This window comes from Arthrobacter sp. TMN-49 (assembly GCF_054511095.1).
Map to the genome: position 1 here is coordinate 107,127 of NZ_JBTNDH010000006.1, position 10,567 is coordinate 117,693.

The following is a 10,567-nucleotide window of genomic DNA, read 5'->3' on the forward strand; positions in this document are numbered from 1 at the left end:
GTTGAATGAAAGTATGCTCCCATTCGCCTCCCTTGTCAGTAGCTGCCCTAGGAAAGCGCCTGCCCCTGACGCCAGTACCCCATGAACGCGACGGCGTTCCTGTCCATGCCAACATCACGCACCAGGTAGCGGCGCAGCCCCCGGATGGTTGCTGCCTCTCCGGCAATCCACGCATACAGGCCGTGGCTGGTGGTGGCGGCAGGGGTTTCCCACAGGATGGTGGCATCAACATCCACATCCTCGGGTTCCTCACCGAGCTCGCACGCGGCCGGCGCAAGCAGGGCGCGGACCTGTTGGGACAAGGCCTCGCCGTGCGGGTTCCGGCCCCTGGCCAGCCAGCGGACTTCCACCTTGGCCTGTGTGGAAATGTCCAGGAAGTCACCGGCGGTGGGCACCTCCAGAACAGCATGCCCGGCAATGTGGGCCGGCAGCGTTTCCAAAATGGCGGCAATGGCCGGGACAGCCGTTTCATCCCCCACGAGCAGCAGGCGTTCGGCCGAACCCGGCGCAAACTCAATGCCCAGACAATCGCCCCAGCGTGCGCACGGGCCCACCAGCAGCAACGGGTCCCCGGGCTGCGCCGCCGCGGCCCATGCGGCAGCCGGGCCGGATCCGCCGTGCAGGTGCAGCACAAAGTCAATGTCCAGCTCGGCCGGAACGGCTGGCTGCCCACCCGACGCCGGCACTGTCGGACGCAGGGCACGGACCGTATAGGTACGCATCACTCCGCGCACCGCTTCATCCACGGCGAGCCACTTTTGGTACCAGTCGTCCTGCAGCGAACCGCGGATACTGCTCAACGCCGGCAGCGCATGGCCGGGCGAGGGAATCATGACCTTCACACGCAGGTCCAGGGTCTCGCCGTCGGCGTTGGAGCCAAAAAGTTCAAGATCCTGACCAACAAAGGTGATGCGGCGGAAATGCTCGCTCAACTGTTGCACGGCGCTGACCCGCAGCTCGAAGGCCCGCATGGGCTTGATGGGATCCGCCTCGATGGCTTCACTTTCCAGGATTGCCGAGCTCATGCGTGCACACCCTCGGCCACACCGATAGTTGATAGCTTGCTGGCTGCAGCATCCGCCAACAGCGCCGCCCGCCTGCCGATGGGAACCACCATGGGGGTGCCCACCACGGGGTCAGCCACCACCACCGACTCCAGCCCAAAAACGTCCTGAACCAGCCCGGCCGTCAGCACCTGGGCCGGCTCCCCCTGGGCCACAATGGCGCCGGCTTTCATGGCGATCAAGTGATCGGCATAGCGCGCAGCCAAATTCAGGTCGTGCAGGACAATGGCCACGGTGATGCCGCGCCGGGCGTTGAGCTCGGAGACAACATCCAGGACCTCCACCTGATGGGCCAAATCCAGGTACGTGGTGGGCTCATCCAGCAGCAGCACGTCCGTTTCCTGCGCCAACGCCATGGCTATCCAGACACGTTGGCGTTGCCCGCCGGACAGCTCGTCAATGCTGCGCTCAGCCAGTTCGGCGGTGCCGGTGACGTTTAGTGCTGCCGCCACGGCGTCGTCGTCGGCCGGGGTCCACTGCCGGAACCAGCCCTGGTGCGGGCTGCGGCCACGGCCCACCAGATCGGCCACTCTGATGCCGTCGGGCGCCGCAGGGGTTTGCGGCAGGATGCCCAGTTCGCGGGCCAGGTCGCGGGTGGGGACCTTGTGAATGTCGGCCCCATTCAGGTGGACGACGCCGGCACTTGGCTTCAGCAGCCTCGCCAGACCTCGCAGCAGCGTGGATTTTCCGCAGGCGTTGGCCCCGACAATGATTGTCACCTTGCCGGCGGGCAGCTCAACGGAGAGGTTCTCAACGATGCTTCGTTCGCCGTACCCCAAGGACAGCTGGTTGGCGGACAGTGTTGCGGGCCGTTGGGATGAAGGGTCGGTCATCTCAGCCTCCTTGGTTGGCGCGGTTGGATGAGATCAGCAGCCAGAGCAGGAAGGGCGCACCCAAGGCTCCTGTGACGACTCCCACGGGCAGGGACACCCCCGGGATGGCATTGACGCCGACAAAATTTGCGGCCAGGACTATTGCGGCGCCCACCAGCGCCGACAGGGGCAGGCTGGCCGATCCCCCGTTGAGTCGTTTGGCAATGGGGCCGGACAGGAACGCCACAAAAGCTATGGGCCCGGCAGCGGCCGTGGGGAAGGCGGCCAGCAGCACACCCAACGTGGTGAGCAGCCAGCGGGCGCGCGGAACGTTGAAGCCAAGCCCGGCGGCAGTGTCATCGCCCAAGACCAGGCCGCGCAGCTCGCGCGACCCGGTGGCCGTGAAGGGCAGCAGAATCAGCAGCGCCACGGCCAAAATGGTGACGCGCTCCCAAGTCGCTGAATTCAGCGAACCCGTCAGCCACACCATGATTTCCTGGGCATTGTTGATATCGGCCCGGGACAGCAGAAACGTCACGACCGCCTGCATAAACGCCGCCGCACCAATACCAATGAGAATCAGCCCGGTGCCGCCGCGTCCACGAGCCAACACCGTGATGAGCAGGGCCACCACCAGGGCCCCCACGATGGCTGCCACCGAGACGCCGGCGCCGCGCACCCCAAAGAGGACGACGGCGGCGACGGCGGTGGCGCTGGCGCCATAGCTGATACCAATGATGTCGGGGCTGGCCAGCGGGTTGCGCAGCATCGACTGAAAAATTGCGCCGGCCACACCAAAGGAGGCGCCTGTCAACAAGCCCAACACGGCCTGCGGGAACTTGTTTTCCATGACGATGAAACTGGCCCCCGGTATGGTTTCTCCTCCCAGCATGGCGAAGAAATCGGGGATGGTGGCCGTGTAGCTGCCCAACAAAATATTCACCGCCAGCAAGGCAAGGACCACCAGTCCGAGGGAGGCCGTGAGGATTGTTCGACGGCGGCGCGGGGCCTTGCGCTGGTGACGCACCCAGCTGCCGGTTGCCGGTTTTTGGAGAATACTCACAGCTCGGCCGCTTTCCCGCGGCGCACCACGGCAATGAACACCGGCGCTCCCAGCATGGCGGCCAAGATCCCTGCCGGAACCTCGCCGGGGAGCAAAACGACCCGCCCAACGACGTCGGCCAGCAGCAAGATGGCGGGGGCGGCAAGCAACGAAAGTGGCAGCAGCCAGCGGTAGTCGGGTCCCACAAGTCCGCGCAGCAGGTGCGGGACCACCAGTCCGATAAACGCTATGGGGCCGGCCAGGGCTGTGGCTGAGCCGCACAACACAACAATGCCAAGGGCGGAGACGGCGCGGCCCAGGCCGGGGCGTTGACCCAGCCCGCGAGCCATGTCATCGCCCAAGGCAAGAGTGTTCAGCAGTTTCCCGGTGCACAACAAAATCAAGGCACCGACCAGCACGAATGGCAGCACGGCCACAATCGCTTCCCACGACTTTCCGGCCAGCGCCCCCACTTGCCAGCTGCGAAACAACTCCAGTGAATCCTGGCTGGTCACCAGCATGGCGCTCATGAGTGAGCCCAAACCTGCCGAGATGGCGGTGCCAGCCAGGGCCAGCTTGACAGGTGTTGCGCCGCTGCGACCCAGACTGGCCACCGTGTAAACAACCACTGCGGCAACGGCACTTCCCAGGAAGGCGAACCACAGGTAGCTGGAGACGCTGGCGGCACCAAAGAAGAATATTCCTGCCACGACAGCCAAAGCGGCCCCGGCGTTTACCCCCAGAATCCCGGAATCGGCGAGCGGGTTCCGGGCCACGCCCTGCATGGATGTTCCGGCCAGACCAAGGGCCAGGCCCACCACGAGTCCGGCGACTGTGCGCACCATGCGGGCATGGACCACGGCATGGTCGCCGTTGCTTGGATCAAAATGTATCAGCGCATCCACCACGGTTGTCGGGGCGATACTGCGGGCCCCCACCGCCAGGGAGCACAAGACAATCACGGCCAAGGCAGCCACCAGCGCACCAAGCCACACAGCCTTGCGCCTGTTGTTGATTTTTGGAACTATCGGGGTGGCGCCGACGCTGGTGGTCCCCGAGGGCACCCCGGCGGCTGCGAGGGAGGGCACAGAAACCGTTTCCGGCAAGGCCTTTTCCCTCGCAGCGACTGGTGTGCTTCTCACTAACGGATCCTTAAACCTTGTCCGCTGCCTGGGCCAGCTGCGGCAGGAAGGCGTCCAGGGCCCAGGGCAGGCTCAGGGGTGATGATGCGGAGATGGCCAGAGTGAGCATCTGGTCCGAGTCCGCCACGAAGGCGCCCTTCTTCACTGCCGGGATCTGGCCCAGCAGCGGGTCGGCAGCAATGGCCGCCGTGGTCTTGTCGTCGGGCACCCAGCTGACGAAGACCTGGGAGTCCAATTCATTCGCCTTTTCGGCAGACCAGGGGATGTAGAACTCCTTGGTGCCCTTCTCCGCGGCAACCACCACGGGAGCCAGTTCCATGCCAATGCTGCTCAAGAACTTGGGCCGGTTGTCGCCGGAGAGGTACACGTTGACGCCGTCGCTCTTGGCCGGCTCCAAGTTTCCGTAGATGTAGGTTTTGCCGGCGATTTGCGGGTACTTCGCGGCCTGGTCCTGGACAGTCTTCTCGGTGGCGGCAATGAGTTCCTTGGCTGCCGCGGACTTGCCCAGGGCCGCACCGATCATGGTGGTGGAATCCTGCCACGAGGTGCCGTAAGCGGCCTCCGGGAAGGCGATGACGGGAGCAATTTTGCTCAACTTGTCATAGTCATCCTGCGTCAGACCCGAATAGGCGGCCAGGATGATGTCCGGGGTGGTCTTGGCGATCTCGGTGAAGTTGATGCCGTCGGTTTCCGAGTACTGCGCGGGTGCCTTGTCGCTGCCGATGGCCGCGCCAGCCTTGTCCAGTGCGGCATCCTTCCATGCTGTGGAGAACTTGTCGTTGCCGCCCCATTCGTTCTTGGGCATGCCCACGGGGATGACACCCAGGGCGATGGCAACGTCGTCGTTCACCCAGGACACGGTGGCCACGCGCTGCGGGGCTGCCTTGATGACTGTCGCACCGTAAATGTGCTTGACGGTGACGGGGAAGGTGTCAGCGGCAGCTTGCGTGTTCTGCGCACCCGTCCCGCCGACGGCACCCGTTGAGCAGCCTGCCAGGCCGACTCCCAAGGCAGCAACCGATGCAAACAGGCCCAGCTTCAGACCCTGACGACGCGAAAATTCCATGACAATTCCTATCGGTGACCCCACAATGAGACTTGCCCTTGTTATGCAAGCCTTACCTACCTTAGCGGATCATTTTCGCAATAGAGAACATTTTAGTGTCTTATTTGACACTTTTCGCAACACTGTTTCTAAATGGCCATGTAGTGGGGACGTCAAGGATGAACCGTGCTTCAACGGAACTGAGCGTCCCTGAGGTAAATAGCGCCTATGATCAAAGGGCAGCGGATCATGCCCACCAACAGTGAGGATCTGACCATGGCGACGCCAAGCACAAGCGCCGTATCAGTTCAAGAAACCATCAATCGCAGCGTCAGCGCCATGGTCGAATTTGCGGACGTGAGCAAGATTTACCAGTCCGAGACACCGGCCGTAGACAGGCTGAATCTCAGCATTGAAACGGGCAAGATTACTGTCTTTGTTGGGCCGTCAGGTTGCGGAAAGACCACATCTTTGCGCATGATCAACCGCATGGTGGACCCCACCTCGGGCACCATAACTGTTGGCGGACGTGATGTGAGCACCATCCCCGCCCCCGAGCTGCGCCGCTCCATGGGTTATGTGATGCAACAGGCAGGGTTATTGCCGCACCGCACAGTTCTGGACAACGTTTCCACAGTGCTCCGGCTCAACAAGGTGCCGCGCACCCAAGCCAGGAAGCGCTCCTTGGAACTGTTGGAAACAGTTGGCTTGCCAGCTTCCATGGCAAAGCGTTACCCCAATCAGCTTTCCGGCGGGCAACAACAGCGTGTGGGTGTGGCCCGGGCGCTGGCCGCCGATCCGCCAGTTTTACTCATGGACGAACCCTTTTCAGCTGTGGACCCAGTTGTCCGGGCTGAACTGCAGCAGGAACTGCTGCGGTTACAGCGGGAACTGGCCAAAACCATCATCTTCGTCACCCACGACATCGACGAGGCCACCATCCTTGGCGATACCGTGGCAGTGTTTGCCAGCGGCGGCCGCGTGGCCCAATACGCGCCTCCGGAAGAAATCCTCCGGGCTCCAATCGATGACTTTGTGGCCGGTTTTGTGGGCCGTGACCGCGGTTTCCGGCGCCTGTCCTTCAGCCTGGGCGAATCCTTGCCCATTCATCCGGTTCCCACTGTCCTATGGAACGGGGCTGCTAAGTCGGACGACGCCGTGGCTACCGCCACCTCAGCTGTTCCCACTAGCACCGCTTGGGTTCTCGCGGTGGACGCCCACAACCGCCCGCAAGGCTGGCTGCTCCAAGGTTCCGGCACGGCGTCGACCCCGGTAGCGCTGATCCCCGGCGGATCACTGTTCCATAGCGGCGATCCCCTACGCAATGCCTTGGATGCCGCACTGTCCTCGCCCTCCGGATTGGGTGTTGCGGTGGATGGCGATGGCCAGGTGAGGGGAGTACTCAAGGCTGCCGAGGTTTTGGCTGCAATTGAGGCCGCGCGAGAAAGCCGCTACTGATGCAGTGGTTTATGGCCAACGTGCCACAAGTGCTGAACCTGTCCGGTTACCACCTGATCCAGGCTGTGATGCCCTTGGTGCTCAGTGTCCTGATCGCCATCCCCTTGGCGCAGCTTGCCCGGCTCAACAAGATGGCCAGCGGCATCATCTTGTCGCTGGGCTCTCTGCTGTACACCATCCCGTCGCTGGCCTTGTTCGTGATTCTGCCGAGCATTCTGGGCACCAAGATCCTGGACTTTTCCAACATCATTGTGGCGTTGACCATCTATGCCGTGGCGTTGCTGGTCCGCTCCACCTTGGATGCCCTGAATTCAGTGGATGACGCCATCCGCCAGGCTGCCACGGCCATGGGGTATAAGCCGTTGCAACGGTTCCTGGGCGTTGACCTGCCGCTGGCGATCCCGGTGCTTTTTGCAGGGTTGCGCGTCATTTCTGTCAGCAACATTTCACTGGTGAGCGTTGGCTCACTGCTGGGAATTCCCAGTTTGGGTTTCTTCTTCACCGACGGCCTGCAACGAAACTTCCCCACCGAAATCATTGTGGGGATTGTGGGCACCTTGGTGTTGGCGCTGTTGATGGATGTGGTGTTGGTGATGCTGCAAAAACTCCTCACACCGTGGCTGCGGGCGGCCAAACCTGTTCCGGTACTCGCCGCTGACCCCCTTTCCGCGGCGGTGCGCGCATGAGTTTGCTGGCTGCGGCGCGCCCTGCCACCAGGTACACAGGTACCGATCCCTTCAGCCAGGGCTGGGAATGGCTCAGCGATCCGGTGAACTGGCAAGGCCCCCTAGGCATACCTACCCGGCTCGTGGAGCATTTGGGCTATTCGGCACTGACCGTGCTGGTGTCGGTTGTCATCGCCGTCCCGCTGGGACTCTATGTGGGACATACAGGCCGGGGACGCGGCGTGATCATTTCCCTTGCCGGTATGCTGCGCGCCCTGCCAACGCTGGGCGTCATGACATTGTTTGCCCTGATCGCCACCTCATCCTTGTCCCTCATGCCAGCCATCTGGGCGCTGACGCTGCTGGCCGTGCCACCCATTTTGACGGCCACGTATGCGGGGATTGCCGCCGTGGACCGGGAGCTTGTTGATGCTGCCCGCAGCATGGGCATGACTGAACGGCAGATCTTGTTTGGTGTTGAAGTTCCTAACGCGCTGACTGTGATGCTGGGCGGATTCCGCTCGGCCGTGTTGCAAGTCATCTCCACTGTGGCAGTGGTGGCTTTCATTAGTCTTGGCGGGCTGGGGCGGTACATCATTGACGGCTTGGCGGTACAGGATTATGGTCAAGTACTGGGTGGAGCGGTGGTTATTGCCGCGCTGGCCATTGCTCTTGATGGCCTGCTGGCGTTGGTGCAGCGCGCTGTGCTGTCTCCAGGCCTGAAAAATGTCAAGACAGCCCCTGATCAGCTCGTCTCGACCCAGGGACCCACGATTTCAGAAGCAACAGCCGGTCTTACAGGAGATATAATATGACGAAGACTTCTCTGCCCACCCGCCGCGCATTCCTTGGGGCAGCAGCGGGGCTTTCAATCGCCTTTGCTGTGAGCGCCTGCGGCGGCGGCAACCCCTTGGGGGCGGCCAGCAGCGGCTCGGCTGGATCGGGTGGCTCAGTGGTGGTGGGTTCGGCCAACTTCCCCGAAAATGCCATCCTTGCCGAGATCTATGCCGGCGCGTTGAACGCGGCGGGCGTCACGGCCACTACACGGTTGAACATTGGTGCCCGTGAGGTCTACATGAAAGCCCTCCAGGACGGCTCCATCGATGTGGTGCCCGAATACACCGGCAACCTGCTGGGATACCTACATCCGGACAACACCGTGATTGATGGTCCCGGAATTTTGGCCGCCCTACCCGCCAAACTTCCTACGGGCTTGAGCATTTTGACTGCCGCGTCCGCCGAGGACAAGGATGCAATAGTTGTTACGGCGGAGACGGCTGCCAAATACAACCTGAAGTCCATTGCCGACCTGACAGCAGTGTGCAGCCAATTGACCCTGGCGGCGCCGTCGGAATTCCAGACCCGCCCGTACGGTCTGCCCGGGTTGAAGAAGCTCTACAACTGCGTGCCCAAGAGCTTTGTGCCCTTTAGCGCCAGCAGCGAGGCCCTGAACCTCAAGGCTCTGCTCAACGATGAGGTCCAGATCGCCGACATCTTCACCACTTCCCCTGAAATCACTGCGAACAAGTTGGTGGTTTTGGAGGATCCCAAGGGCCTGATCGGCGCCCAGCAGGTTGTCCCGGTGATCAAGACGGAGAAGCTCAATGACACCGCAAGAACTGCCCTGGACGCTGTGTCCAAGCAGCTAACCACGGCGGATTTGATCGCCTTGCGCACCAAGGTCGAGGGCGCTGAAAAGATCGAGCCCAAGGCCGCGGCGGCACAGTGGCTCAAGGACAAGGGAATCACCAAGTAAGGAGCCGTCATGGCCACCACGGAAAAACCTGCGATTGTTGATGTTGTTGTGCTGGGCATGGGCCCGGGAGGCGAGTCGGTGGCCGGTGAGCTGGCCGCCGCCGGATTGAAAGTGGTGGGCGTCGAGTCCAGGCTGGTGGGCGGAGAATGCCCCTACTATGGCTGCGTCCCCACCAAAATGATGATCCGGGCCGGCAATGCCGTGGCTGAGGGGTTGCGAATTCCCGGTCTGGCCGGCCAGGCACAGATCACAGCCGACTTTTCCGCGGTGGCCAAGCGCATCCGTTCCGAGGCGACCGATGACTGGGACGACACCGTCGCCGCCAAGCGTTTCACCGACAAGGGTGGGCAGTTGGTTCGCGGCACCGGTCGCCTTACTGGGCCCCGGGAGGTCACAGTTTCCATGCCCGACGGCGGCGAACGCACCTTCCGTGCTCGCCGCGCGGTGGTGCTCAATCCGGGCACGAATCCGGCTGTGCCCTCTGTTCCCAGCCTGTCCGGGACCCCGTTCTGGACTAATCGGGAGGCAGTTCAGGCGACCACAGCGCCCGCGTCGCTGGTCATTTGGGGTGCGGGCCCCATTGCCGTGGAGCTGGCGCAGGCCTTTGCCCGCTTTGGCTCAAAAGTGACTGTGGTGGCACGCGGGCCGGCGCTGCTTTCGCGCGAAGAACCCGAAGCCGCCAAAGTTCTGGCCGAGGTCTTCCACAGCGAGGGCATCAAGACTCAGCACAACGCCACCATCACAGCTGTGCGGCACTCGGCGGGTGGTTTCCGTATTGACGTTACGGATTCCTCCGGCAAGGCCAGACGCCTGCGCGCCGAGAAGTTCCTGGTGGCCACCGGCCGCACCGTGGCATTGGCTCCTCTGAACTTGGCGGGCGCAGGCATCGAGTGGGACGGCAAGGCGCCACCCGCTGTCGACTCGCACATGCAGCTGGCTGAAGGGCTGTACCTCATTGGCGACGCCGCAGGAGCCGGGGCCTTCACCCACATGTCCATGTACCAAGGCAACATTGTGGCTGGCCACATCCTTGCCAAGCATGCGAAGCAGCCAGACAGGGGCTCTGCCGAATCACACGCCGTGCCTCGGGTGACGTTTACGGACCCGGAGATTGGCGCCGTCGGGCTCAGCGAAAAGCAGGCCCGGGAGGCAGGACTGTCCATCAGGGTGGGGTACACAAAGGTGAGCACATCCACGCGCGGCTGGATCCACAAATCCGGCAACCAGGGCTTCATCAAAGTCATCGAAGACGCTCAAACAGGTGTCTTGGTGGGGGCAACCTCCATGGGTCCGCATGGCGGGGAGGTTCTTTCCGCGCTGGTACTGGCCATCCACGCACGTATCCCGGTGGCAGCACTGAAGACAATGATCTACGCCTACCCCACCTTCCACGGCGCCATTGCCCAGGCCCTCTCCGCCCTGAAGTGAGCGCACACACGCACGCACGTATCCGTGTGGCAGTTGTTGGACCCCATCTTGAATTTTAGGGGTGGTTGCAACACTGGGTGGTTAGCTTGGTATCAGTAGATCACGGAATACTTCGGCTGGTGTTTTCCAGCCGAGTGACTTGCGGGGGCGTGCGT

10 protein-coding genes are annotated in these 10,567 nt (G+C 62.6%); 5 read left to right on the top strand and 5 right to left on the bottom strand.

What is annotated here, in order from left to right; genetic code table 11:
- Positions 1-47: 47 nt before the first annotated feature.
- The 5 genes from ACX80E_RS04595 to ACX80E_RS04615 all read right to left on the bottom strand — a co-directional run bounded on the left by ACX80E_RS04595 (position 48) and on the right by ACX80E_RS04615 (position 5,126).
- Positions 48-1,025, bottom strand: a complete 978-nt coding sequence (locus ACX80E_RS04595) for a siderophore-interacting protein (RefSeq protein ID WP_459300730.1) — start codon at positions 1,023-1,025, stop codon at positions 48-50.
- Positions 1,022-1,897, bottom strand: a complete 876-nt coding sequence (locus ACX80E_RS04600) for an ABC transporter ATP-binding protein (RefSeq protein WP_459300731.1) — start codon at positions 1,895-1,897, stop codon at positions 1,022-1,024. Before ACX80E_RS04600 ends, ACX80E_RS04595 begins: the two co-directional genes overlap by 4 nt.
- A 1-nt stretch (position 1,898) precedes the next feature.
- Positions 1,899-2,939: a FecCD family ABC transporter permease gene (locus tag ACX80E_RS04605; RefSeq protein WP_459300732.1), complete on the bottom strand. Its 1,041-nt coding sequence runs from the start codon at positions 2,937-2,939 to the stop codon at positions 1,899-1,901.
- Positions 2,936-3,946 (bottom strand): FecCD family ABC transporter permease, encoded by a 1,011-nt coding sequence (locus ACX80E_RS04610; RefSeq protein WP_459300739.1) that lies wholly within the window; start codon positions 3,944-3,946, stop codon positions 2,936-2,938. The genes ACX80E_RS04605 and ACX80E_RS04610 overlap by 4 nt, the downstream gene beginning before the upstream one ends.
- Positions 3,947-4,070: 124 nt before the next feature.
- Entirely contained in the window at positions 4,071-5,126 is a 1,056-nt protein-coding gene (locus ACX80E_RS04615; RefSeq protein ID WP_459300733.1) for an ABC transporter substrate-binding protein, read from the bottom strand.
- Between the two features lie 318 nt (positions 5,127-5,444).
- Between ACX80E_RS04615 and ACX80E_RS04620 the strand changes: the two genes are divergently transcribed.
- Genes ACX80E_RS04620 through ACX80E_RS04640 form a run of 5 tightly spaced genes read left to right on the top strand, consistent with a single transcriptional unit; the run spans position 5,445 to position 10,412 of the window.
- The gene (locus tag ACX80E_RS04620; RefSeq protein WP_459300740.1) at positions 5,445-6,563 is read left to right on the top strand and encodes an ABC transporter ATP-binding protein; all 1,119 of its coding nucleotides are present in this window, start codon (positions 5,445-5,447) and stop codon (positions 6,561-6,563) included.
- Complete coding sequence (locus tag ACX80E_RS04625; protein ID WP_459300734.1) at positions 6,563-7,249, top strand: ABC transporter permease; 687 nt, start codon at positions 6,563-6,565, stop codon at positions 7,247-7,249. Before ACX80E_RS04620 ends, ACX80E_RS04625 begins: the two co-directional genes overlap by 1 nt.
- On the top strand, positions 7,246-8,043 hold the full coding sequence (locus ACX80E_RS04630; protein WP_459300735.1) for an ABC transporter permease: 798 nt from the start codon (positions 7,246-7,248) through the stop codon (positions 8,041-8,043). Before ACX80E_RS04625 ends, ACX80E_RS04630 begins: the two co-directional genes overlap by 4 nt.
- Positions 8,040-8,984 (top strand): ABC transporter substrate-binding protein, encoded by a 945-nt coding sequence (locus ACX80E_RS04635; RefSeq protein WP_459300736.1) that lies wholly within the window; start codon positions 8,040-8,042, stop codon positions 8,982-8,984. Before ACX80E_RS04630 ends, ACX80E_RS04635 begins: the two co-directional genes overlap by 4 nt.
- A 9-nt stretch (positions 8,985-8,993) precedes the next feature.
- Positions 8,994-10,412 (top strand): dihydrolipoyl dehydrogenase family protein, encoded by a 1,419-nt coding sequence (locus tag ACX80E_RS04640; RefSeq protein ID WP_459300737.1) that lies wholly within the window; start codon positions 8,994-8,996, stop codon positions 10,410-10,412.
- Positions 10,413-10,567 lie beyond the last annotated feature (155 nt).